The sequence below is a fragment of the Flagellimonas sp. genome (assembly GCF_965215805.1).
Classification (GTDB): Bacteria; Bacteroidota; Bacteroidia; order Flavobacteriales; family Flavobacteriaceae; genus Flagellimonas.
On the sequence record NZ_OZ244124.1, the window covers coordinates 3524329 to 3547762 of the forward strand.

Below are 23434 nucleotides of genomic sequence, written 5' to 3' on the forward strand. Positions count from 1 at the left end.
ATGGATACGGTAATGGACTTTTTGGCTGGAACTCCATGGTGGGTTTGGATTCTAATTTTATTGGGTCTTGTAGCCATTAGGGATATTTTCTTCCAAAAGGCACATACCATTAGCCATAACTTTCCAATTATAGGGCATTTAAGGTATTGGTTGGAAAGCATTGGGCCTGAAATGCGGCAGTATTTTGTGGCAAACAATCGCGAGGAACTGCCCTTCAACAGGATTGAGCGTGGATGGATCTACGCCTCTGCCAAGAAAGAAAACAATTACGAGGGTTTTGGTACAGACAGGGATATCTATGCCCATCAGCACATTTTTGTAAAAAATGCCATGATCGGGTATCAAGTACCTAAAGGGCACCCCAATTTAGAAGATCCTTATTTTTTGCCTTGTGCCAAGGTGATTGGCGCCTACAACAAACGGAAAAAGCCCTATCGCCCCGCTTCCGTGATCAATGTATCCGCCATGAGCTTTGGTTCCCTTTCTGCCAGAGCGGTTGAATCCTTAAACCAAGGAGTTGGAAAGTCCATGGCATACCACAATACAGGTGAAGGGGGCTTGTCTCCATACCACAAAACGGGAGGTGATGTCGTATTTCATTTTGGGACAGGATACTTTGGGGTTCGTTCCCGTGAAGGAAACTTTTCCATGGAGAAAATGAAAATTTTGGTGGATGAAAATCCATGTATCAAGGCCATTGAAATAAAATTGTCCCAAGGGGCCAAACCCGGTAAGGGCGGAGTCTTGCCAGGGGCCAAAATCAGTGGGGAAATAGCAAAAATAAGAGGGGTTGAAGTTGGGAAGGATGTGCTCTCACCAGCAACCCATACGGCGTTCAATTCCATTCCCGAACTGGTCGAACTCATTGAGAATATTGCCAAAGAAACTGGATTGCCCGTTGGAATCAAAGGAGCTATCGGAAAACTGGACCAATGGGAAGAACTGGCAGATTTAATGAAGAAAACAGGTCAAGGTCCTGACTTTATTACCGTTGACGGAGGTGAAGGTGGTACTGGAGCCGCTCCCCCTAGTTTTGCAGATCATGTTTCCCTGCCATGGGTATATGGTTTTTCTTCGGTTTATCGAATTTTTAAAGACCGCGGACTCACAGAGCGTTTGGTTTTTATTGGAAGCGGAAAACTGGGCTTCCCTGCCAAGGCGGCCATGGCCTTTGCGATGGGTGCTGACTGCATTAATGTGGCTAGGGAGGCCATGATGAGCATCGGATGCATCCAAGCCCAAATATGTCATACCAATAGATGCCCTTCAGGTGTGGCTACCCAAAGTAAGTGGTTGCAGAGTGGTATCAATGTACCCCTAAAATCGGATAGACTGGCACAATATTTTAAAACTTTTAGAAAAGAATTCCTGGAAATTACGCACGCAGCCGGTTACGAACATCCTTGTCAATTTACAATGAACGATATCCAGGTCAATGTAGATGATGATTACCTCAGCAGTGATTTGGAAACGGTCTACTCGTATAGCAAGGAGAAGGTACCATTTAACAATATGCAGGAACTTTATGACTGTATTTATCTGGGAGGAAAGGAGTTTTCCAAAAAAACATCCTAATTTTGATTTCGATTTTTGCTTAAACCAACACATCTTACTTATGAAAAAACCATTACTTCTAATTTGCAGTTTGTTTGTTGTAACCCTTACTTTTTCCCAAAAGAAAAGTGAGCTTTTTGCCCAAATTGATGATTTGGAAGCCCAGGTCAGTGAAATTCAACAGCAATTGGCCGAGGCCAAACGTGAGATTTCCTCCAGTACGGCTAAGGCCAGTACACTGGAAGCCGAAAACGTTGGGTTAAGGGATGCCAATGCCACCCTACTTAAAAACCTGAGCAGTTTTTCAGAGCTTTCAAAAAAGAACAGCGAAAATGTAAACAATGCCCTGCAAGCCCTGGAGCGCAAAGAGCAACAATTAAGAGGAGTAACAGACATGATTTCTTCCAGCGATTCCACGGCCATTGTGCTTTTGACCCGAATAAAGCAGACCATGGGTGAAAATGCCAACCCCAATGTTACCGATGGAGCTGTGGTGCTTACACAAAGTTTGAACAAGTTATTTGGTTCTGATACAGGTACTACCTTAACGGAAGAGGGCAAAGTTTGGTTGTCGCAATTGGCCAAAATTATTTTGGCAAGCCCCAACGTACATGCCCAAGTGGAGGGATTGAACATTACCGGGGAATTTGGAGTTACCTACGATCAGGCTTCCGTAGCGGCAAAAGAGTTGGTAACTACCCTTACGGTTCCTGTTGATAAGGTGGGCGTTTCCGTAAAAGATGGAAATTTCAAGGAAGGGGTATCTGTGAGTCTTCAACCTGATTACAAAGATTTTTACGATAAGGCCAAAGCCAATCTAAAAAGTGCGGAATAGGACGGATTCCATTATCCCCTTCCCATTGATTACTTAAAATGTTGATTAAGGACTAATTATAGTGCTTATTTGCTGTATTGCGTCATTGGTCGATTTTAGTGATGGAAACTTCGGCAACCGACTTATCTTGATCCTAAGTGCATTACCAATCCATAAACTTAGAAATCATGAGTCGTCTTCTTTCCGTAATAACCATACTCTTTTTGTTGGCCTGCACTCCCACTCCCCAGAAAACAGAAGTTGAGGTGGATGTATTAGGTTATGTGGACCCATTCATAGGAACTGGGTTTCATGGCCATACTTTTCCAGGGCCTGTAATGCCCCATGGTATGGTACAACTAAGCCCAGATACCAAGTTGAATGGTTGGGATGCCTCCAGTGGATACCATTATGGAGACAGCACCATTTATGGATTTTCACACACCCATCTCAGCGGAACTGGAATTGGGGACATGGGCGATATTCTTGTACTTCCCTTCACTGGAGAAGAAAACAAAAAACCAATTGCCAAGTTTAAAAAGTCGGATGAAAAGGCTGAGGTTGGCAAGTACACGGTCCAGTTCACCAACTATGATGTTGCGGCAGAATTGGCGGTTACTGAGCGGGCAGGCCTCCATAAATACACCTATGGTCCCAATCAGAATAAGCAGCTATTATTGGATGTGGGTCATATCCTTCAACAAACCTGGGGACATGGAAACATCTCCAATACCTTGGAAATTGTAAACGATAGCACCCTAAGAGGCCTAAAACATTCTAGGGGATGGGCGTATGACCATAAGGTATATTTCCATGCCAAGTTCTCCAGTCCATTTCAGGTGGATAGTGTTATTGTTGACGATAAAGCATCGAGAAAAATCGAAGATGTTTACAATGGACAGAATATTTACTCCCGTTTGAGTTTTCCATCCCTTCCTTCTGATGAACCTCTACTACTGAAAGTCGGAATATCTGCGGTTGATGAAAAAGGTGCCCAAACCAATCTTGAACAGGAATTACCCCACTGGGATTTTGATGCTGTTGTATCCCAAACACGGAAGAAATGGGAAAAAGAACTGAATCGTATTCAGGTACAGACAACGGATGAGGATGTGCTTACCACCTTTTATACCTCCCTATATCACAGTATGATTGCTCCGGCGCTGCACCAGGATGTGGACGGCAGATACCGCGGAATGGATAAAAAAGTCCATCAATCCGCAAATGGAGCGGTCAATTATACGGTTTATTCTTTATGGGACACCTTTAGGGCACTACACCCTTTGATGACCATTATTGATGAACCTAAATCCATAGATTATGTAAACAACCTGATTTTGAAATATGAGGAAGGCGGTTTGTTGCCCAAGTGGCCTCTGGCTTCCAATTATACAGGAACCATGGTAGGCTATCCTGCCGTGGCCAACATTGCCGATGCCATGTCCAAAAAACTTCCAGGAATTGACCAGCAGCAGGCCTTGGAAGCAGCAATCACCAGTGCCTCGTATAGACCAGAGCTTGTAAAAGATTCGGACGAACCCAGAAAGTCGCGCGTCATGACCTTGTACAACAAGTACATCAATGAGGGAAGATTCATTCCTTCAGATGAAATCACCAACTCGGTTTCCTACGGCCTTGAAAATGCCTATTATGATTGGTGCATTGCCCAAATAGCCCAAGCTATTGGTAATGACTCCGTTACGGGGCAATTTCAAAAAAGAGGGCAAAATTATCGACATTATTTTGATTCGGAGACTGGATTTATGCGAGGAAAAAATGCAGATGGGACATGGCGGGAGCCTTTTAGCCCTAAACATTCAGATCATGATCACTCTGACTATGTTGAAGGTAACGCCTGGCAATGGACCTGGTTTGTTCCCCATGATATTGACGGATTTGCGCAACTATATGGTGGTAAGGAACAATTCGCCACTAAATTGGATAGTCTGTTTACCACCTCTTCTGAAATTGAAGGGGAAAATGCCAGTGGAGATATTACGGGGCTAATTGGTCAATACGCACACGGCAATGAACCTAGTCATCATATTGCCCATATGTATACCTATGCGGGCCAAGGATGGAAAACGCAGGAATTGGTTGATCAAATTTTAAAGGAATTCTATACTACCCAACCCGCCGGAATCATTGGAAATGAAGATTGCGGTCAAATGTCTGCATGGTATATCATGAATGCCATGGGTTTCTATCAGGTAGCTCCCGGAAATCCCGAATATGTAATTGGTCGTTCCCTATTTGATTCTGTCAAAATACCACTTGAAAATGGGAAAACATTTACCATACTGACGGAAAACAATTCCCCCGAAAACAAGTATGTGCAATCGGCTAAATTAAATGATAAGGAATTGGAAGAGCTGTTCTTTTCACATGATGATATTAAAAATGGAAGTACGCTGACCATCACCATGGGGCCAAAACCGAAAAAATAGCGGGTATCCTCCATATACTTTTTGAAAGTTTATTCCGTTATCATCCCAAGAATAAAATCCAAAACCAAACCAAACCATGAGCGGAGACGACATTTTTCAGCTTTTCGGCTTTTTATTGCCAGCCGTTGTTACGGGTGCCGTAGCATTTTACTTTTTTAGACTTCATACCAGAAACGAAGATGGTCGTAGACGTTTTCTGTTGCACAAGGATTCCCAAAAAGATACGCTTCCCATTCGCCTACAGGCCTACGAACGTATGGTTTTGTTCTTAGAGCGTATATCTATAAACAGCCTAGTTGTGAGGGTTGCACCAAAAAGTAAAGATAAAAGCGATTATGAAAATCTCTTGATCAAGCAGATCGAAACGGAGTTTGAACATAATCTTTCCCAACAGATATATATGTCGGATGAGTGTTGGAACATCATCAAGGCTGCCAAAAATGCCACCATTCAGATTATACGTTCTGCGGGTATGAGTGAAACCGACTCTCCGGACAAGCTAAGGGAAGATATTCTAAATCAGACCATAGACAAGCAATCTCCTTCTGCCACGGCTCTTGCCTTCATCAAAAAGGAAGTCAGCGAACTTTGGTAGTTTTTACTCCTGATGGTCGGGATCTATAGGACTGGTCTCCTCATTTTTGTTTTTCGCATATAAATACCCTCTTTTCCACCAAAGGGTCATGCGCTCTTTATTAAAGATCAATGAGTTTGTGGTCAACACGGTTGGGGTATAATAGAAATTGATGATGGCATCCTTTTGATTGGCCACCAATTTCCCAATTCGAATGTTTTGATTTTCAATTCGATCTAGCATAAAGCTAAAAATGGTGGTAATCAATTCAAATGGGTTCCTGACAGGCATGCGATTCAGGTAGTTTACTTCAGTGTGCAAAACTACAACATCAACTTCGGTGGCTCCACGCTTAAGTGCTTCCTCAATCGGTACCAGGGTACCTAGCCCTCCATCGGCATACTCGCAACCATTTCTTCTGGCCAAACTCATAAAGGGGGTATAGTTGGACGAAATCCAAATCCAATCACAAAACTCCTCGTAGGTACAATCATTGATGGATTTATATTCCACCTGATTCAGGGAAAGATTGGAAACCGTGACCACCACATCCACACTATTTTGCTTCAATTCTTCGAATTCCGCAGGGGTAATGGAATCTCGAATAAGGTGTCTTAAGTTTTCGCTCTCCCCAAAGGTCTTTTTCCCGCGGATAAAATTCTTGACCACGTTCCAATGGTTGATGGAAATCACCTCAATCCCATATTTCTTTTTGATGACAAAAGGGCAATTGTTGAAAATGCTACTCTGGTTGACCGAGGAATAGATTTCCTTGATTTTATCCAACTTGTTCAAGGCCAAATGGGAAATAAGCAGACTGCCCGTGGATGTACCCACAAAGAGGTCGTAATTGTGCTTGGCCTCCTCAATCAGAAATTGGGCTACACCTCCTGCAAAAGCTCCCTTGCTACCTCCTCCAGAAATTACCAATGCCCTCATTTGCCCAAAGTTTTGTCCAAATAGCGTTGTTGTTCCAAATTTAAAGTGGGATATATGGCCTTTACCCTGGCCAAGTTTCCTTCCGCCTTCAAAAAGTCTTTGAGCATTTTTCTACAGGATTTTTTAAAATGCCAAACATGATGATTGCAAGCTTTTATCAAACTTTTCAGGGTGTCATCGTTAAATCCGCCAATGCTTTTTAAATATTGAAATGCCAAAAGTCTAATTTCGAAATGGTATTCGGGTCCTGTGTACGAGCTTAGCTCATTATAAAAATCGGCTTTTTGATCCATAGCATAATCTGCGGTCACCAAAGCCAGGGTTAACCAAAGTAGACGGACATTTTTGTTGGAAAACCCAATAATGTTTGTGGTTTGATCCAAATAGAAACTTCTGTTTTCAGGGAAATCCGTCCAGAGTTTGAATAGTGTTGCTTCCACGGTGGTATAGCTCTGATCACCGAGTAATCCCTCAAAATCCGACCGTACCTCCAAAGGCACTTTGTCCATAGCTAGAGAAACTGCCTGCCTTACCTTAAGCCCCTCACGTTTTAGGAGTTTGTTTAAAAACTGCGGGGAAAGTTGATTGCCGTAATCCAATAAAAGTTGATGCTTCAAGGTTTCCGATTGGTAGGCATCCCAGTTTGCCCCAAGAATTGTCTCTACATTTTCCAGCTTGTCCCCAATTTCCTCCTTCGTCTTATAGTAGGCATCTATGGAAGCATTTTTGGTTCTTAAAAACAGTTTGACCTTTTCAAACGGAAAATCGGATTCTTGCAGCCACGCTTCTTCAAAGCTGGTGAGTTTCATTCCCGAGGCTTTTTCCATTTCCCACATAAAATCGGAAATGGTCACATTCTGAAATGCGAATTTGGTCAGGTAGTTTTGAATCCCTTCCCTAAAAGCCGAATCCCCTACCCTGTCTCGAAGTATTACCAAGGCCCATGCCCCTTTTTCGTAAAAAGTAAGGCTACCCGCACTGGCATTGGTAAGGGCCTCTCCGTGCCCATCCCCAGAAAAATTATCCAAGGCTTTCGCGGTCTCCAACAGCCTCCAATAAAAGTAGTCCTCCCCAAAAATGTCTTTCTCGGCCAAGTACGCATAAAAAGTGGCAAAACCCTCATGAAGCCAATGGTGGGATCCACTCTCTTCGGTAACCAGATTGCCAAACCATTGGTGAGCCATTTCATGTGCATTCACATTGACAAAGTTTTTATCCACAAAGGCAGTGGAATCCACCATAAAAGTGTTGGAAAATATGGTGGCCCCTGTATTCTCCATCCCAGCATATAAAAAGTCCTGCACAGGTATCTGCTTGTAATTCTGCCACGGATAGGGAACCCCAATTTCTTCCTCCAAAAAATCAAACATGCGTTGGGTATGTCTATATGTGGGCTCAACACAAAGACTGTCTTTGGGCTCGTAATAGAGTTCTATAGGAACTCCATTTTTGGATTGCAAGCTTTCCTTTTTAAAATTACCAATGGCAAATGCCACTAAGTAACTGCTCATTGGTTCTTCCATATCAAATCTCCAAGCATTGACATCATCCTGTGGGACAATTTCCTCCAATTCCCCATTGGAAATCACGGTCTGGCTTCGATCGGCGACAATAGTCAAATCAAATTCAATCTTGTCATTCATGTCGTCCAGACTGGGCAACCAATGACTGGTATATTTTCCTTGTCCCTGTGTCCAAATTTGCTTTTTTACCGTGTCTCCATCCCCAATAAAATAGACGGTCTGCTTGGGCAATGCACTGTAGTCAAATTTTAAATGATGGGCATCCCCTTTTCTAAACTGTTTTTTTATCACGAAATGTTGACCATCGGTTTTATGGTTAATGGGCTTGTCATTCAATAGCACTTGATTGAACTTCATTTCCTTGGCATCCAAGAAGATGGAATCCACTGGCTTTAAAATTTTGAAATAGTAGTCAACGCTTCCTTGGATTTTTGCTTCTTCGAAGTCGGGCTGCACCAAAATTTGGCCCCTCACAAAATCCACTTTATCCTGAATTTGGGAAGAAAGGAGTTGGGTCAAAAGAAAAAAAATAAGCACTGGGGCAAGCTTCATGGCAACCGTATCACAAAAGTCTTTCCAAATTACATATTTTAGTTTGATGAATCCCAATTTTCTCCAAACTCCCATCCCATATCTAAAAGGAGTTGGCCCTAACCGAGCCGAGACTCTTAGGACGGAACTGGGCATTGAAACCTACAGGGATTTGTTACATCTTTTTCCCAATCGTTATCTGGATAAAACCCAGTACTATAAAATTGCCCAGCTACAAGCCAGTGGTGCAGATGTACAAGTGGTGGGAAAAATTGTGCATATAAAAACCGTGGAGCAAAAGCGCGGCAAACGTCTTGTGGCCAAATTTGTTGATGATACGGGCGAAATGGAACTGGTATGGTTCAGAATGCAGAAATGGATCAGGGAAAATCTGAAATTGAACGAGCCTTATGTCGTTTTCGGAAGAATAAATAGGTACGGGAGTTCCTTTTCCATGCCGCACCCTGAAATGGAATTACTTTCGGAACACCAGCAAGGGCTAAAGGTGGCTATGCAACCCATTTACCCTTCCACTGAAAAGTTAAGTGCCAAGGGAATCAACAATAGAGTGGTCAGTAAAATGCAGCAACAACTATTGCTGGAATCCAAAGGACAGTTTGTGGAGTCGCTCTCCCCTATTATTCTGGATGAGCTCCGCTTGATTTCAAAGAGCGAGGCGCTTTTGAACATTCACTTTCCCAAAAGTCAGGAACTGTTGGCCAAGGCCCAATTTCGACTCAAATTTGAGGAATTGTTTTTTGTACAACTTCAACTGATTTCCAAAAAACTGATTCGGAAGCAAAAGATTAGAGGTTTGCCCTTTGACCAAGTGGGGGAAAAGTTCAATACCTTTTTTGAACACCATCTGCCTTTTGAACTGACCAATGCCCAGAAAAAAGTCATCAAGGAAATTAGAAACGATTTAGGCAGCAATGCCCAAATGAACCGTTTGCTCCAAGGGGATGTGGGTTCTGGAAAGACGATTGTGGCCCTCATGTGCATGTTATTGGCCATAGACAATGGGTATCAGGCCTGTTTAATGGCCCCTACCGAGATTTTGGCTCAGCAACATTACAATGGGTTAAAGGAATTATTGGGCAAAATGGAGGTGAAGATTGCCCTGTTGACGGGATCCACTAAAAAGTCGGAGCGTACCTTGCTGCACAACCAGTTGGAAAATGGGAATCTCAATATTTTGGTAGGTACCCATGCGGTTCTGGAAGATAAGGTTCAATTTAAAGACCTTGGTCTGGCCATTATTGACGAACAACACCGCTTTGGCGTAGCACAACGCTCCAAATTGTGGCACAAAAATGAAACCCCTCCCCATATTCTGGTGATGACGGCCACACCCATTCCCAGAACCTTGGCCATGAGTCTTTACGGGGATTTGGATGTTTCCGTAATTGACGAGTTACCCCCTGGTAGAAAAGCCATCAAGACGGTTCATCGTTTTGACAATAACCGATTAAAAGTTTTTGGGTTCCTAAAAGATGAAATCAAGAAGGGGAGGCAAGTTTATATTGTGTATCCCCTAATTCAGGAATCCGAAGCTTTGGATTACAAGGATTTGATGGACGGCTATGAGAGTATTGTCCGTGATTTTCCACTTCCCGATTATCAAATTTCCATCGTTCATGGTAAGATGAAGCCAGCGGACAAGGATTATGAAATGGAAAGATTCGTGCGAGGTGAGACCCATATTATGGTGGCCACCACCGTTATTGAGGTAGGTGTTAACGTCCCCAATGCCTCTGTGATGATCATTGAAAGTGCTGAACGTTTTGGTCTTTCGCAATTACATCAGCTTCGTGGACGTGTGGGTCGTGGAGCTGAACAAAGCTTTTGTATTTTGATGACTGGAAACAAGTTGTCCGAAGACGCCAAAACCCGTTTGCAAACCATGACCCGAACCAATGATGGATTTGAGATTGCTGAGGTGGACTTGAAACTTCGCGGTCCTGGGGACTTAATGGGTACCCAGCAAAGTGGGCTCCTCAATTTAAAGATAGCGGATATTGTAAAAGACAACCAGATATTGCAAACCGCCAGATATCACGCCATCCAACTTTTAAAAGTGGATCCCAGATTGGAGAAACCTGAAAATCTTCCTATTCGCTCGGCCTACAGCATAATGTCTAAAGGGAAAGACATTTGGGGGTATATCAGCTAATTATCTTTTAAGCAATTTCTCGGCTTCAAATCGGAAAGAAGGAAATTCATAATCAAGAAGCAAGTTTCCTTCAAAATCCATAAACATGATAGCTGAAGATTTTGGGACATTTTCTCCACGGCTGAATCGCAAATAGGTGACTGCAAAGGTCATCGTCTCCAAATCAATTTTAAATTCTTGTGGGACAATAACATCAGCATCAAAATCCAAAGTGTCTCGATTAAAGAAAGCCATATATTTTTCTTGATCAACAGTGAATGAATCATTTTCGTTGAAATCAAAATAAGCTGGAATTCCTATAGCCATAGAATTGTCCACATAAGCAACTTTGCCATCTGAAATTGACACATTGGATATTTTATCATCCGTGGCAAGAAAGTAATTGAACGTGGTGGTGGAGTGCTTAACATTGCCTGTGGTTAAATCAATAATCTCCATTTTACTAGGTCGCGTAGCCACAAAAATATCATGGCCGTCAACAAATGTAGTTTTCAACCCTGCGGTTCGATTAGAAAATACTTCGTTTAATGAACTTGAATTATAAACAATTAAACCCTCTTTATATGTATCCAAAGCTTCCTCAGATCTATCATCATATTGAACAAAAAAATAATCCTCTGTTACCAAAATGCCATGTGGAGTATCACCTGTGAAGGCTTTCTCCAAAAAGGGAAACTCTGTTACTTCTGAATTAGACAAATTATGAGTCAATAATCTAAGGTTCCCCTGATCACAAACATCATTTTCGAAAGAAAAAAGTCTGTTTTTATCCCATCCAATTTGTCCAGCATCGAAAAAACAATTGTTGGTAATGGGAAAGTAATCCTTGTACGACCCAGAGACAATCTGGTTATCATCCAAATCCATCATTATGTAAATAGCATCTGGTCCTTGAAGATCTCCTTGTTTAAAAAGCAATAAATTTTCCAATCCATTTGAACGAAATATGGCATTCGGTTCCAGGTTCAAAGTATTGGTGATATTGGTGAGATTGGATGGTTCTTTCCGACCCTGTATAAAATCAATTGTATGGTACTCACCTTCACCCCCGTTATATTCCTTTACTAAGGCCGTAACGCTGAAGGGAATGGTGTTGTTCCCAGGATTACTTAAATCTGAATCCGAATCAGTACTGCAAGAAAAAATGGCAATTGCCCAAAGAATAATTAGGTTCCTTCTTATCATGATAAAATGCTTGCAACAAATAAAATGCAATTTGATTTCAGGAGAAAGAAAATTCGACAAGAAGATCCAGTATTACCTTTTAAATAAAAACGCCCAGCTTTCGCTGGGCATTTTCCTAATTTAATTCCCTAAGTAAATTGGTTTAGTTAATTCCTTCTCCTTTTTCAGCTTTGTCCAAGTTGGCCTGAACACGATCACGGTTTACCTGGGCGGGCGCATTTTCTAAAGCAAGCTTTAAATGTTTAATTGTCGATTTATTATCCCCTAAAGCCGAATACCCTCTGGCCAAACCATAGTGTACTGGCCATGTACCTTTATGATTCTTGGCATTCCATTTAAAAACTTCCAAAGCCTTATCCGTTTTGCCTTGACCAATAAGCTGTCTTCCATAACCATGTACTTGGAAAACAGTTCCCAGAGGCATCGCCTCTTGCATAAGGGCTTCAGCCTCTGCAGTTTTACCTTGCTTGGCCAATATTTGAGACTTTATGCTCAAATTATTGAAGTTCTTTTGGCTGAAAAACTGACCGGCAATAGCGGCATCTACCCATCCTAGGGCCTCGTCCAAATCACCACCATTATTTTGGGCAAAATTGGCCGCCTGCTCCCAGCTTTGTCTGCTAAATCCAGGGTTGGTCTGCAATTCCTGACGAATCCGAGCCAAAACATTTTCGGTTACATCGGTTTCTACCTTAAAAGGGATTTGCTTTTTCTCCCAGCTAAGTGAAGCTACTGCAGATGTGGCATCTACTTCATCAAAGCTAAAAGTAAGTTGCTCTACATGTGGAATCTCCTTGGTGGAGACATCCACACGAAGGGCATCGTCACCTGGCTCATAAAAATAACTTCCCCATGCCCCATGGTTCTTGGAAAAGATTACCGTTGCCGAATTGTCTTCATTGACAATCATGTGCAAGCCATATTTACCGGCTGGAAGTATTTTACCTCCAATGGTCAAATCATGGCTGGTCTTGAAAATAGTGTTTTCATTGGCACCTGCCCTCCATGGTGATTCGGTAGCGGTTCCGAATCCCAAGTTGTTCATTCCATAAGGGACTAGAGCGCCCCAAATTTCCCTATCGTTTACGCTGGGTCTAGAGTAAACAATAGTGACATCTGTAGTTCCAATGCGTTGGGAAACTTTAGCCATTTGACTACCTCTGGGCAGAAAGGTAAGCTGGGCATAGCTACTTGTGGAAATACAGAATGCAGCGATGAGAATCATGGCCGTAATGGCCGTGTAACTTTTTTTCATTTGTTCGTTTTTGATGAGTTAATGAATAAACTTTCTAGGTTGACTCCCAAGGTAGAAACCTCATCGTTCCTATAGCGTTACAACAATGTTAAAATAAAGGTAAACGTGTTAAAATTCAGAAGCTTACAGCTAAGATGTTCAGTACCAATACCTAGCCAAATCCAAACCATGGGTTGATGGGTAAAACAAGTTCGGGAACACCCTTTACCCTTTGGTTTTGAAGGAACATTCTGATGTAATTTAGCTCCAGGCTAACATTCAGGGTTGTTTTTGTTTTAAATCAAAAAACACACTCAATCCAATGGTTTCCATAGCAAAAACTTGTCTTGAACATCGTAATTTTCCAAACTTAAAATGAAGCTTTTGCTTTTCATATTTTAAATTTACCAGCTTATTAATTATTGAATGCAACGATGAGTAAAACACTATTTGATAAGGTTTGGGATTCCCACGTGGTTCAACATATTGAAAACGGTCCCGATGTACTTTTTATAGATAGACATTTGGTTCATGAGGTCACTAGTCCTGTGGCGTTCCTTGGACTTAAAAACAGAGGCATAAAAGTGCTTTACCCTGAGCGCACTTTTGCCACTGCAGATCATAATACGCCAACCATTAACCAACATTTGCCCGTTAAGGACAAGCTTTCGGCCAATCAGTTGAAAGCTCTGGAGGAGAATTCCAAAGCGCATAACATTCCCTATTGGGGGCTTGGACATGAGAAAAATGGTATTGTTCACGTGATTGGGCCGGAAAACGGAATTACAGTTCCCGGGGCAACCATAGTTTGTGGGGACTCCCATACGTCCACCCATGGTGCTTTTGGAGCCATTGCTTTTGGAATTGGAACCAGCGAGGTTGAAATGGTGCTTTCCACGCAGTGCATCATGCAGCCAAAGCCAAAGAGTATGCGCATCAACATTGATGGTGAATTGAATAGAGCTGTGACACCCAAGGATGTTGCCCTGTTCATCATCTCCAAATTGACCACTTCCGGAGCTACAGGTTACTTTGTGGAATATGCAGGGGAGGTTTTCCGAAACATGTCCATGGAAGGACGTATGACCGTGTGTAACCTAAGCATAGAAATGGGAGCTCGGGGTGGAATGATTGCCCCTGACCAAAAGACTTTCGATTACGTTCAAGGACGGGAATATGCTCCAAAAGGTGAAGCTTGGAACAAAGCTATGACATACTGGGAACAACTGCACACCGATGAGGATGCAAGCTTTGACAAGGAAATTTCCTTTGATGCTTCCGAGATAGAACCTATGATTACGTACGGAACCAATCCTGGAATGGGAATGGGTATCCAAAAGTACATTCCATTAGCTGAAGCTGTGGAAGGCGGAACCGCTACCTATAAAAAATCCCTGGACTATATGGATTTCAATGAGGGAGATGCCATGATTGGCAAGCCTATTGATTTCGTATTTCTTGGAAGTTGTACCAATGGTAGAATTGAAGATTTTAGGGCATTTGCTTCCATTATCAAGGGAAGAAGAAAAGCGGACAATGTTATCGCTTGGCTGGTTCCAGGGTCGCACCGTGTTGAAGAGGCCATTAAGGAAGAAGGTATTCTGGATATTTTGCATGAAGCTGGATTTGAATTGCGGGAACCTGGCTGTTCTGCCTGCTTGGCCATGAATGATGATAAAATTCCTGCAGGGAAATACGCTGTGAGTACTTCCAATCGAAACTTTGAAGGAAGACAAGGGCCAGGTGCACGTACCCTTTTGGCGAGTCCTTTGGTTGCAGCGGCAGCAGCAGTTACCGGAAAAGTAACCGACCCAAGAGAATTATTGGAATTACAAGAAGCATAACCAAACTGTACACTGATTATTGATCATTGTTAATTGAAAAAAATGGCATACGATAAATTCAACATACTTAAAAGTTCCGCAGTTCCACTTCCGATAGAGAATGTGGACACGGATCAAATCATTCCAGCCCGTTTTCTTAAAGCTACAGAGCGAAAAGGTTTTGGAGATAATCTCTTTAGGGACTGGAGATTTAATTCCGACGATACCCCTAAAGAGCATTTTGTGCTAAACAATCCCATTTATAGTGGGAAAATTTTGGTGGGCGGAAAGAACTTCGGTTCCGGCTCATCCAGAGAGCATGCCGCCTGGGCTGTCTACGATTACGGGTTCCGTTGTGTGGTATCCAGCTTCTTTGCGGATATTTTTAGGAACAACTGTTTGAACATTGGAGTCCTTCCGGTACAGGTGAGTCCAGAGTTTTTGGATAATATCTTTAAAGCGATAGAAGCCAATCCAGACACAGAATTGGAAATCAACCTTCCCGAGCAGACCATAACCTTATTGGAAACTGGAGAACAGGAGAGTTTCGCCATAAACGATTATAAAAAAGAGAATATGCTTAATGGATTTGATGATATTGACTATTTGTTGAACATCAAAACCAATATTGAGCAATTTGCCCAGAATACTCCGCTTTAACAACACTTAAGAGAGAACCTATGGCACAGCGGAGCGTCGAAATAATGGATACCACCCTTAGGGATGGTGAACAGACCTCTGGAGTTTCCTTTTCTTCATCAGAGAAACTTACCTTGGCCAAACTGCTATTGGAAGAACTTAAGGTTGACCGTATTGAAGTGGCGTCCGCACGGGTTTCCGATGGGGAATTCAATGCGGTGAAAAACATTACAGATTGGGCAGAGATTGAGGGTTATCTGGATCGTGTGGAGGTGTTGACCTTTGTGGACAAAGGTGTTTCCCTAAAATGGATGGAGCAGTCCGGAGCCAAGGTCCAAAATTTGTTGACTAAGGGCTCATTAAACCATCTAACACATCAACTTAAGAAAACCCCAGAACAACATTTCAAGGAAATCGCTGAGGTTATCACCCAGGCTGAATCCATGGGTATCACTACCAACGTATACTTGGAGGACTGGAGCAATGGGATGCGCAACTCGCCTGATTATGTGTTTGAATTTCTGGATTTTTTGACGCAGCAGCCGGTCAAACGAATATTGTTGCCGGATACCTTGGGCATATTGACCCACGAGGAGGCGTTTAGCTTTCTTAACCAAATCATTAAGAAATATCCTGACTCCCATGTCGATTTTCACGGACACAACGACTACGATTTGAGTGTGGCCAATGTGATGGAAGCCCTAAAGGCTGGATGCCATGGGTTACACCTTACTGTTAACGGGATGGGCGAACGTGCGGGCAATGCTCCACTTGCCAGTGTGGTTGCTGTCATCAACGATTTTATGCCTGAAATTACTATCGGAGTCAAGGAATCTTCCTTGTTTAAAGTAAGTAAACTGGTATCTGCTTTTACAGGTTTTGGAATCCCCGACAATAAACCTATCGTAGGAGATAATGTTTTTACACAAACCGCTGGAATACATGCAGATGGAGATAGTAAAAAGAATCTTTACTTTAATGATTTATTACCAGAGCGATTTGGCAGGAAACGCAAGTATGCCCTAGGCAAAACTTCAGGAAAAGCCAACATTCAGAAGAATCTGCAAGAGCTGGGACTTACCTTAAATGATGAGGAGCTAAAGAAAGTTACTGAGCGAATCATTGAATTGGGAGATAAAAAGGAACGCGTTACCAAGGAGGATCTGCCTTATATTATTTCTGATGTGCTTGATTCCGAATTGCACCAACAACGGGTATTTGTAAAATCTTATGTTCTAACGCATTCCAAAGGACTCAAACCCTCCACTACCCTGTCCATTGAAATTGATGGAAGGACCTATGAGGAAAACGCACAGGGGGATGGTCAATTTGATGCCTTTATCAATGCCCTCAAAAAAATATATCAAAAAGAAAAGGTGGACTTACCCAAATTGGTGGATTATGCCGTGCGAATCCCTCCTGGTAGTAATTCTGATGCCCTTTGCGAGACCATCATCACCTGGCAAACCAAGGAGAAGGATTTCACCACACGAGGACTGGACTCCGATCAAACGGTGTCAGCCATAAAAGCCACAGAGAAAATGCTCAACCTCTTTTGAATAGAGGCAAGACAAAGAGAAACAAGAATAAAGACCAATTGCTAACTGACAACCGTTAACTGTTAGCTGTTAACTGTTAACTGAAAACCGATAATCAACATATGAAACTGAACATTGCCCTTTTAGCTGGAGATGGAATAGGCCCCGAAGTAATAGATCAGGCCGTAAAAGTATCCAATGCCATAGCCGAGAAATTCAATCATGATATAAGCTGGACTCCCGCCCTGACCGGCGCAGCCGCCATAGATGCCGTTGGAGAACCTTATCCGGATGAAACCCATGAGGTTTGCGCCAATGCCGATGCCGTTTTGTTTGGTGCCATTGGCCATCCACGTTTTGATAACGACCCATCGGCCAAGGTGCGTCCGGAGCAAGGTCTTTTAAAAATGAGACAAAAGCTGGGGTTGTTTGCCAATGTGAGGCCCACATTTACTTTTCCTTCGCTTATCGACAAGTCTCCGCTAAAGCAAGATCGTATTGAAGGGACAGATTTGATTATCCTTCGTGAACTGACAGGAGGAGTCTATTTTGGTGAAAGAGGAAGAAAGGACGATGGGGATACTGCTTTTGACACCATGACCTACCAACGTTTTGAAGTGGAGCGCTTAGCTCGCAAAGGTTTTGAAATGGCCTTGAAACGAGGTAAAAAACTATGTTGCGTGGACAAAGCCAATGTTTTGGAAGCTTCGAGATTGTGGAGAGAAACCGTACAGGCTTTGGAAAAAGAATATCCGGATGTGGAGGTAACCTATGAATTTGTGGATGCCGTTGCCATGCGATTGATTCAATGGCCCAAAGGATACGATGTAATCATCACAGCCAACCTTTTTGGGGATATCCTAACAGATGAAGCTTCTGTGATTTCAGGATCTATGGGATTGATGCCCTCTTCTTCGGTAGGAAGCAAGGTTTCCCTTTACGAACCCATACATGGATCATACCCGCAAGCAGCAGGTAAAGACATTGCCAATCCATTGGCTACGGTTCTTTCAGCCGCTATGTTGTTTGAAGATTTGGATTTGCCGGACGAAGCCCAGGCGATTCGCGATGTGGTGAACAAATCTTTGGCAGAAGGAATTGTCACAGAAGATTTAGCCGATGGTGGAAAAGCTTATAAGACCAGCGAAGTTGGAGATTGGTTGGCTGCGAACTTATAAATATCAAACCAAACTAAGCCAAAGAGCCCCGGGATTCCTCGGGGCTTTTTTATTTCTGAAAACAGGAGAAAAGTTCAAATTCAAAACTCAAGTTCAAGTTCAACTCATATGACAGACACCAAGAACAAAGAACAAAGAATCAATAATCAAGAATCAAGAATCAAGACTAATTATCTAACAATCCAATAATCCAATAATCCAAAACCAATCACCCAGCATCGAACATCAAACACCGAGCATCTAGCATGCCAAATCTGACATCTGAAATCTCATATCTCAAGTCTAACCACCCATCCGTCAATTCAAAAGGGGTATTCGTCAATTTAACCTCAATTAAAATCATACACCCACATAGTTTTGGCCTGAAACTGTAATTTATCAGATCATGCGAAATCTAAGCATTTTAATTACCCTCTTATTATACTTCCCCTTACAGGGTCTTGGCCAAAAGAAAATAAAACTCACTAAAAACCCTGTGGTCTGGACATACCAATTAGAACCAAGGAACCCATTACCGGAAAACGTTAAAACCTATAGCATTGAAATTCAAACAGACTTGGATCCAATGGATTTTTGGGATGAAGCAAATTGGTTATCGCAGGTAAGAGATAAGGATTATCGCGAAAAAGAGCTTTTGAGACAAAAAGCAGTAAAAGATACCTTGCGTAAATGGGGATCCAAATATATGGGCTTAAACAAACATCCTTTTGTTGAATCCACTCAAAATTCCGATTTAACCATCAAACTAGCAACCGATTCATTTAAATTGGAAAACCTTCAAATGGATGTAGATTACTCCGATCCGGAGAGCATATTGGGAGAGCTTGATATTTCAGCTATGTTAACTGTACTTGACAACAACGGCAAGATTCTTTTGGACAGTCCAATAAGGTATTACATCGATGACCTAGATGGCAAAACAACTTATCTCAAGGTGCGGCACTTTATGATGAATCCTTCTTTTAAATTGAAATTCAAAATGACTAAAAAACCAGAAAAGAAACGCAAACTTTTGGTAAAAAGAGTGAAAAAGTACGAAGCTGACATCCTAGAGTATTTTGTCATTGAAGCCGGAAAAACCCTAAAGCAGAATTTCATAGTTCAAAGCAAACAGATCCATGCCGCAACATTTGGCATAAAGAATAAAGGACATGAGGCTCTTAACGATGCCAGTGAACGGGCAAAATCTGCTATTAACGCTGTTTCCGCTTTTAGCAAGAAGAAAAGACGGTCTTGGAGTGATGTCCAACCCGACCTTAGCTCTGCATTGCACGATTGGCGCGATCAACTATCAAGAGCCACCAACCCAGAAGTACAAAAAGCATTGCATTCCAACATCGCATTAGTGTCCCTTTTATCGAACGACTTAACAACTTGCAAGCTGCATCTGAATAAAATTCCCCAGTACAAAGATTTGGAATCCAAAGGTAGTTTGTCTGGTTCCTATATTTATTATCTCAAAGGATTGGACGCGGCTCTGAAATTCAAAGAGAAACATGGAAAATTTGCGAATATTCAGTAACCCATACCAAGTTACTTTGTAAAACCCAACACAAATTTGGTATAACAACCGATGTTTGACATCCAGCATCTAGCACCAAATTCCAAGCTTTAAGAACTACTATAATCTTATTACCAATAATTTCTATGGATTCAAAAACGTATCTTTATTCTGGAAAGAGACAATTGCTCATGGACATCAATTTGCGTAAATACAACTTTATTCAAAGGCTTATCACTATAAAAAATGAGAAAGCCATGGATATCCTTGAGCAAACCTTGGATAAACTTATCGACCATAATTATCATATTACAGAAGAGAACCTTAATCTTCTTAATGAAAGACTCGAAAGCTATCTAAATAATCCGGACGACCTGATGGACTGGGAGACTTCCAACAAGGATTAGAAAAATGGCATATGCCATTAAGCTATTTCCCGAAGCACTTAAAGACTTTAAAAGTGCTCAACGTTGGTACACTTCACACAATAAAGAACTGGGGAATAGATTCAAACAATCAATTCAGGAGAAGGTAGACCTAATTGCCAAAAATCCATATCAGTTCCAAAAAAGGCACAAAGAACTGCGCATGGCATTGGCCAAGGTGTTTCCTTACGCCATTTATTTCATAATCGACGCTAACCACAAACGAATTGTAATCCTTGCTATTTTACACACAAAGAGAAATCCAAAAATCCCAACAAGCAGATAATACTTAAAGAATATAATCCGTACTCAAAAAGTTGCTCACCTTGGCTTCCAGCAATTGTTCTATGGTCTCGTTGTTCAAATCGTTGTCCTTAAAAGCTACAAAGGTTCTAACGGAAAAGGAGCGCAATGCATCATGCACACTTAAAGTCGATTGCGCAGAATCTTTTCGTCCTGTAAAGGGATACACGTCCGGGCCACGTTGACAGGAACTGTTCAGGTTAACACGGCAAACTAGGTTTGCAAGGGTATCAATTAACGGAGATAGAGTGTAAACATCCTTCCCAAACAAACTCACCTGTTGCCCATAGTTGGATTCTGCCATATCATCCAAAGGTTCTTCAATATCGGTAAAGGATACCACTGGAATTATAGGACCAAACTGCTCTTCTTCATAAACCCGCATATCCTTGGTCACCGGATAAAGTACCGCGGGCCAGATATAGTTATCAGAGCGTTTTCCACCTTTTTTGTTTTGCACTTTGGCTCCTTTGGCTTTGGCATCATCCAACAACTCTTGAATGTAATCCGGCTTTCCAGGTTCAGGAAGTGGGGTTAACTTAGCCCCTTCATCCCATGGATTACCAAATTTCAAAGCGTCCACTTTCTCCGAGAATCGTTTTAAAAATTCATCCTTTACATCTTCATGTACATACACTACTTTCAAGGCGGTACAACGCTGTCCATTAAAGGAAAGGGTTCCTGCAATGCATTCGTTTATGGTAAGGTCCAAATCGGCATCTGGGAGAATAATAGCTGGATTTTTGGCCTCCAATCCCAATACCAATCGTAAACGGTTGCTCTTGGGGTGCTGGTCTTGCAATGCATTGGCCGATTTACTATTTCCAATCAGTGCCAACACATCCACCTTTCCGGTTTTCATGATGGGTGCCGCTACTGCCCTACCCCTACCAAATAAAATATTCACCACCCCTTTAGGGAAACTGCTTTGGAAAGCTTCCAAAAGAGGTGTAATCAAAAGGACACCATGCTTTGCGGGTTTAAAGATGGTGGTATTCCCCATAATAATGGCGGGAATCAATAGCGCAAAAGTTTCATTCAATGGATAATTGTATGGCCCCAAACAAAGCACTACACCAAGTGGACCCCTACGGATATGGGCATATACCCCATCGTGTTTTGAAAACTTGGCAGAATTACGATCCAATTGCTTGTAGTCCTCAATGGTATCGTAGATATACTCCACTGTTCGGTCAAATTCTTTATAAGAATCCGGCATGGACTTCCCTATTTCCCACATCAACAGTTTAACCACTTCTTCCCGTTTTTCCTCCATCTTTTTAACGAAGGATTCCATACACTCTATTCGGTCTTTCACCTTCATGGTCGGCCAAAGTCCCTGCCCTTGGTCAAATGCTCCAATGGCCGCATCCAATGCTTCGAGCGCCTCTTCTTCCCCCATATTGGGAATGCTTCCCAAAACGGTATGGGCATATTCCTTAGTGGAGGATATGGTAGAAATAACTTCCGTATTTTCTCCTTTCCATTCTCTCAATTCCCCGTCCACCAAATATGTTTTTTGATGGATCTGTGAGGTAATCTGCAATGCTTCCGGTATGGTTGTCTTAGATGGCATATCCTGGATTTTAGTATTAAGTTGTGCTGCTTTTTAGTCTAGCAAAAGACAAAGCTAACACAAAAAAGCTTTGTAAAGACCTTATTTATCAAGGGATAACAACGAAAACGTTTAAGTAAGTCCCATTTAAAAAAAGAAGTTTCAATTGTGATGGAATCAAACCAGATATTGGAACAAATCGGGTTTGTTATTCAAATAATCGCCATAGAAATTATTGTCCTTCATTCTAGAAATCAAGGGTTCCAAATCGTCTGGAGATTTTAGTTCGATACCCACCACAGCTGGTGCATTTTCCCGACTTGATTTTTTGGAATATTCAAAATGGGTAATATCATCGGTGGGGCCCAAAATATCGGCCACAAATTCTTTCAATGCCCCTGGTCTTTGCGGAAATCGAACTATGAAGTAGTGCTTGAGGTTTCCATAGAGCAGAGCTCTTTCCTTAATTTCCGCGGTTCGGGTGATGTCATTGTTACTGCCGCTGATTATACACACCACATTTTTGCCCTTAATTTCTTCCTTGAAATCATCCAGTACCGCTATGGTCAAAGCCCCTGCTGGTTCCACTACAATAGCATCCCGGTTATAGAGTTCCAAAATGGTCTGGCAGACTTTCCCTTCGGGAACAGTTTCCATTATAAATAGGTGATTTCGGCAGATGGGAAATGTATATGCCCCTACTTTTTGCACAGCTGCCCCATCCACAAACTTATCAATCTGGGAAAGCTCCACGAGCTCTCCTTTTTTTATGGATTTTTTCATGGAAGGTGCCCCTGCTGGTTCTACACCAATAATTTTGGTGTTGGGAGATAGTTCCTTGAACGTGGCGCATAGGCCAGATGCCAATCCACCTCCTCCAACGGCCACAAAGACATAATCAATAGGTTCTTGAGCTTGGTTTAAAAGCTCCAATCCAATCGTGGCCTGACCTTCAATGGTTTTTGGATCATCAAAAGGATGGACAAATGTTTTATTGTGCTCTTCACAAAACGCTTTGGAAGCCTTGTACGAATCATCAAAAGTATCGCCCTCCAAAACGACTTTCACGCGCTCACCTCCAAACATTTTAGTCTGGTCAATCTTTTGTTTTGGAGTAACCACGGGCATAAAAATGGTTCCCTCTACCCCTAAATGGTTACAGGCAAAGGCCACTCCTTGGGCATGATTCCCAGCACTGGCACAGACCACCCCTTGTTTTAAGGCCTCTGGGGCAAGCGAATTGATTTTATTGAAAGCGCCCCGAATTTTATAACTACGAACCCGTTGCAAATCCTCTCGCTTCAGCCACACATTGGCCTCCAATTGCTTGGAATACCGAATACTCTTTTGCAATGGAGTTTCGTCAGCCACTTGGGCAATAACCTTGGCCGCCTGCTGAATATCCTCTAGCTGAGGAAAATAAGGGGGCACATGTTGCGCCCCCTTTTTTGTATTTGATGTTGTGTTGCTTTTCATGGAAAAACACCCTTTAACTTCC

General features: G+C 42.2%; 18 protein-coding genes. 12 read left to right on the top strand and 6 right to left on the bottom strand.

The genetic code is table 11. From position 1 onward, the window contains the following. From ACOOE0_RS15570 to ACOOE0_RS15585, 4 genes are all read left to right on the top strand, one after another. On the top strand, window positions 1-1575 hold the full coding sequence (locus ACOOE0_RS15570) for an FMN-binding glutamate synthase family protein (RefSeq protein WP_420399831.1): 1575 nt from the start codon (window positions 1-3) through the stop codon (window positions 1573-1575). 40 nt (window positions 1576-1615) lie between these two features. Beyond that, complete coding sequence (locus ACOOE0_RS15575; protein WP_420399832.1) at window positions 1616-2389, top strand: hypothetical protein; 774 nt, start codon at window positions 1616-1618, stop codon at window positions 2387-2389. Between the two features lie 167 nt (window positions 2390-2556). Beyond that, the gene (locus ACOOE0_RS15580; RefSeq protein WP_420399833.1) at window positions 2557-4815 is read left to right on the top strand and encodes a GH92 family glycosyl hydrolase; all 2259 of its coding nucleotides are present in this window, start codon (window positions 2557-2559) and stop codon (window positions 4813-4815) included. Window positions 4816-4891: 76 nt separating this feature from the next. Next, window positions 4892-5410 (top strand): hypothetical protein, encoded by a 519-nt coding sequence (locus ACOOE0_RS15585; protein WP_420399834.1) that lies wholly within the window; start codon window positions 4892-4894, stop codon window positions 5408-5410. 3 nt (window positions 5411-5413) lie between these two features. Here the strand turns inward: ACOOE0_RS15585 and ACOOE0_RS15590 are convergent, their stop codons facing one another. Further along, window positions 5414-6328: a patatin-like phospholipase family protein gene (locus ACOOE0_RS15590; protein WP_420399835.1), complete on the bottom strand. Its 915-nt coding sequence runs from the start codon at window positions 6326-6328 to the stop codon at window positions 5414-5416. Continuing rightward, window positions 6325-8478 carry a M1 family metallopeptidase gene (locus ACOOE0_RS15595; protein ID WP_420399836.1) on the bottom strand — a complete coding sequence of 718 codons (2154 nt, stop codon included), beginning with the start codon at window positions 8476-8478 and terminating at the stop codon, window positions 6325-6327. Before ACOOE0_RS15595 ends, ACOOE0_RS15590 begins: the two co-directional genes overlap by 4 nt. Here ACOOE0_RS15595 and recG point away from each other — a divergent pair. Then, window positions 8450-10555, top strand: coding sequence for an ATP-dependent DNA helicase RecG (gene recG / locus ACOOE0_RS15600; RefSeq protein WP_420399837.1), 2106 nt, complete (start codon window positions 8450-8452; stop codon window positions 10553-10555). The genes ACOOE0_RS15595 and recG overlap by 29 nt on opposite strands. Here recG and ACOOE0_RS15605 read toward each other — a convergent pair whose 3' ends face one another. Together ACOOE0_RS15605 and ACOOE0_RS15610 are read right to left on the bottom strand one after the other, a co-directional pair. After that, a complete protein-coding gene (locus ACOOE0_RS15605) occupies window positions 10556-11740 on the bottom strand; it encodes a hypothetical protein (RefSeq protein WP_420399838.1) in 1185 nt (394 codons plus the stop codon). 142 nt (window positions 11741-11882) lie between these two features. Continuing rightward, the gene (locus ACOOE0_RS15610) at window positions 11883-12995 is read right to left on the bottom strand and encodes a DUF2911 domain-containing protein (RefSeq protein WP_420399839.1); all 1113 of its coding nucleotides are present in this window, start codon (window positions 12993-12995) and stop codon (window positions 11883-11885) included. Between the two features lie 413 nt (window positions 12996-13408). Here ACOOE0_RS15610 and leuC point away from each other — a divergent pair, with 413 nt between their 5' ends. From leuC to ACOOE0_RS15645, 7 genes are all read left to right on the top strand, one after another. Further along, the gene (leuC, locus tag ACOOE0_RS15615) at window positions 13409-14818 is read left to right on the top strand and encodes a 3-isopropylmalate dehydratase large subunit (RefSeq protein WP_420399840.1); all 1410 of its coding nucleotides are present in this window, start codon (window positions 13409-13411) and stop codon (window positions 14816-14818) included. 42 nt (window positions 14819-14860) lie between these two features. Next, window positions 14861-15457, top strand: a complete 597-nt coding sequence (gene leuD, locus ACOOE0_RS15620) for a 3-isopropylmalate dehydratase small subunit (RefSeq protein ID WP_420399841.1) — start codon at window positions 14861-14863, stop codon at window positions 15455-15457. Between the two features lie 20 nt (window positions 15458-15477). Next, a complete protein-coding gene (locus ACOOE0_RS15625; RefSeq protein ID WP_420399842.1) occupies window positions 15478-16995 on the top strand; it encodes an alpha-isopropylmalate synthase regulatory domain-containing protein in 1518 nt (505 codons plus the stop codon). A 101-nt stretch (window positions 16996-17096) separates the two neighbouring features. Further along, a complete protein-coding gene (leuB, locus tag ACOOE0_RS15630; protein WP_420399843.1) occupies window positions 17097-18152 on the top strand; it encodes a 3-isopropylmalate dehydrogenase in 1056 nt (351 codons plus the stop codon). 385 nt (window positions 18153-18537) lie between these two features. Further along, complete coding sequence (locus ACOOE0_RS15635; RefSeq protein ID WP_420399844.1) at window positions 18538-19674, top strand: hypothetical protein; 1137 nt, start codon at window positions 18538-18540, stop codon at window positions 19672-19674. A gap of 125 nt (window positions 19675-19799) precedes the next feature. Further along, window positions 19800-20060 carry a hypothetical protein gene (locus ACOOE0_RS15640; protein WP_420399845.1) on the top strand — a complete coding sequence of 87 codons (261 nt, stop codon included), beginning with the start codon at window positions 19800-19802 and terminating at the stop codon, window positions 20058-20060. Window positions 20061-20064: 4 nt separating this feature from the next. Then, on the top strand, window positions 20065-20364 hold the full coding sequence (locus tag ACOOE0_RS15645) for a type II toxin-antitoxin system RelE/ParE family toxin (RefSeq protein ID WP_420399846.1): 300 nt from the start codon (window positions 20065-20067) through the stop codon (window positions 20362-20364). A gap of 3 nt (window positions 20365-20367) precedes the next feature. Here ACOOE0_RS15645 and ACOOE0_RS15650 read toward each other — a convergent pair whose 3' ends face one another. Next, window positions 20368-21957, bottom strand: a complete 1590-nt coding sequence (locus ACOOE0_RS15650) for an NADP-dependent glyceraldehyde-3-phosphate dehydrogenase (RefSeq protein ID WP_420399847.1) — start codon at window positions 21955-21957, stop codon at window positions 20368-20370. Between the two features lie 156 nt (window positions 21958-22113). Further along, window positions 22114-23412: a threonine ammonia-lyase IlvA gene (ilvA, locus tag ACOOE0_RS15655; protein WP_420399848.1), complete on the bottom strand. Its 1299-nt coding sequence runs from the start codon at window positions 23410-23412 to the stop codon at window positions 22114-22116. Window positions 23413-23434: the final 22 nt, after the last annotated feature.